At 71.1% G+C, this 2,486-nt stretch carries 2 protein-coding genes; both read left to right on the top strand.

All coding sequences use genetic code 11. The annotated features are described in order from the left end of the window. Positions 1-1,006, top strand: a 1,006-nt coding sequence (locus KN815_RS43165) for an ATP-binding SpoIIE family protein phosphatase (RefSeq protein ID WP_216347222.1), incomplete at its 5' end; no start/stop codon positions are given. A gap of 246 nt (positions 1,007-1,252) precedes the next feature. After that, positions 1,253-2,486 (top strand): sensor histidine kinase (locus tag KN815_RS43160; protein ID WP_216347221.1); only part of this gene is annotated, 1,234 nt, incomplete at its 3' end.

Raw genomic sequence — 2,486 nt, 5'->3', positions numbered from 1 at the left:
CTGGTTCGACGTCATTCCGTTGCCGGGGGTGCGGGTGGCGCTGGTGGTGGGCGATGTCGTCGGGCACGGTCTGCACGCCGCGGCGACGATGGGGCGGCTGCGGACGGCGGTGCACAACTTCTCCACCCTCGACCTCCCGCCCGACGAGATCCTGTCCCACCTCGACGACTTGATCGCCCGGATCGACCAGGACGAGGGCCCCGGCGGGCCGGATGGCGACGGCAGTGGGAGCGAGGGGATCACGGGGGCGACGTGTCTGTACGCGATCTACGATCCGGTGACGCGGCGGTGCACGGTGGCGCGGGCCGGTCATCCGCCGCCCGCGCTGGTGCGTCCGGATGGCTCGGTGGAGTTCCTCGACCTGCCCGCCGGGCCCCCGCTGGGTCTGGGCGGGCTGCCGTTCGAGACCGCCGAGATGCAACTGGCCGAGGGCAGCCATCTCGTCCTCTATACCGACGGGCTCATCGAGGACCGCCGCCGGGAGATCGACACCGGTCTGGAGATGCTGCGCAATGCCCTGTCCCACACCGGCCGGACGCCCGAGGAGATCTGCACCGAGGTGCTGGACGCGCTGCTGCCCAGCAACCCGAGCGATGACATCGCCCTGATCGCCGCCCGCACCCGGGTCGTCGGCGGCGACCGGGTGGCCTCCTGGGATGTGCCGTCCGACCCCGCCGCCGTGGCCGGGGTGCGCGCCGAGGTGATGCGGAAGCTGGCGGAGTGGGGGCTGGACGAGGCGTCGTTCACCGCCGAACTGGTGCTCAGCGAACTGATCACCAACGCCATCCGCTACGCCACCGGCCCGATCCGGATGCAGTTGCTCCGCGACAAGGCCCTGATCTGCGAGGTCTCCGACACCAGCAGCACCTCCCCGCATCTGCGGTACGCGGCGACGACGGACGAGGGCGGCCGGGGGCTCTTCCTGGTCGCCCAGTTCGCCGAGCGCTGGGGCACCCGCTACACCTCGGACGGCAAGGTCATCTGGGCCGAGCTGGCGATTCCGTGAAGCTTCGGGGGCGAAACGCTTCCCGGTCCGTGACGTTTCCGGGGCCATGACGCCTGCGAGCGATGGCAGCGGCATATGCGTCCGGAAGGTGACGCTTCTTGACGCTCCGATTTGACGGACCGTCATGCTCCATGTGACGAGCGGGACCGGTCAAAGTGACGTGACTCTACTAACATGTGGCGCCCACGGCTTGATGTCCGCGTGGTCCAGCCAAAAACCCTCAACGCGCCCATGAGGACCTGATAGATGTCAGCACACATATCCAGCCATCCGCACAAAGGGCCTTCGGTGACACGTGGGGCCCTGACCGTGCCCCTGCTGGCAGCCGTCGTCGCCGGTGGAGCGGGAGCGTGGGTGACCACCGCCGTGCCGTCCGCCCAGCGCGCCTCCGTCGCGGTTTTCTGCGGCGTGGCCGCCGTGCTGCTGGGGGTGGCGCTCGCCGTCGCCACCAACCGCTCGCGGACCATCGGCCGACTCCAGGAGCGGGTCACGGAGCTGGAGACCACGGCCGCCGCCAAGGAGATCGAGGCCACCCGGCTCGCCGAGGAAACGATTCCGTCCGCGGTCCGGAGACTGCGCGAGGGCGGCTCGGTGGATACCGTGATCACCCGCATGGAGCGCCCCACCAGCAGGGCCCATCAGTTGCTGCTGCGGGCGCTGCTGCGCGAGATCGGCGACGGTGAGCGGATGCGCGCCTCCGCGATGGCCGCGTGCGCCAACGCCGCCGGCCGCGTCCAGGCGCTGGCCACCAGCATGCTGGCCGATCTGCGGGAGATGGAGAACCGCCACGACGAGACCGTCCTCGGCGATCTGCTGAAGCTGGACCACACCACCGCCCAGGCGGGCCGGATCGCGGACAGCATCGCGGTGCTGACCGGTGCCCGCTCCGGGCGCCGCTGGACCAAGCCGATCGTCATGGAGTCCGTGCTGCGTGGCGCGATCGGCCGGATCAGCGCCTTCCAGCGGGTACGGGTCCACTCCGCCAGCAACGCCGCGGTGGCCGGTTACGCGGCCGAGGGCGTCATGCACGCTCTCGCCGAACTGATGGACAACGCCGCCAGCTTCTCGCCGCCCACCGAGGAGGTGCATGTGTATGTCGAGGAGACGCACGCGGGCGTCGTGGTGACCATCGAGGACGGCGGGCTCGTGATGGGTCCGGCCGCCCTGGACCGCGCCCAGAAGTCCGTCTCCTCCGAGAGCCTGGATCTGATGAGCCTGTCCGGCACCCGGCTGGGCCTGGCGGTCGTCGGCTGTCTGGCCCGTAAGCACGGGCTGACCGTCTCCTTCCGGCCGTCCGCGCGGGGCGGCACCGGTGTGGTCGTCCTGATCCCGCAGCAGTTGATCACGCACGTCAACCAGGACGCGGTCGTCGTGGACGCGCCGGGCACCGTGCGCTCCGGGGTCCCCCGGCAGGCGTCCGCCCAGGCCGTCGCGTCCACGGCCACCACCACCGCGGCGCCCGCGGCGGCGGCCCCCGCAC

It is taken from the genome of Streptomyces niphimycinicus, from assembly GCF_018883605.1.
In the GTDB taxonomy this organism is placed as follows: domain Bacteria; phylum Actinomycetota; class Actinomycetes; order Streptomycetales; family Streptomycetaceae; genus Streptomyces; species Streptomyces niphimycinicus.
The sequence above is the reverse complement of the archived record's forward strand: the minus strand, read 5'-3'. Positions and strand labels throughout refer to the sequence as shown.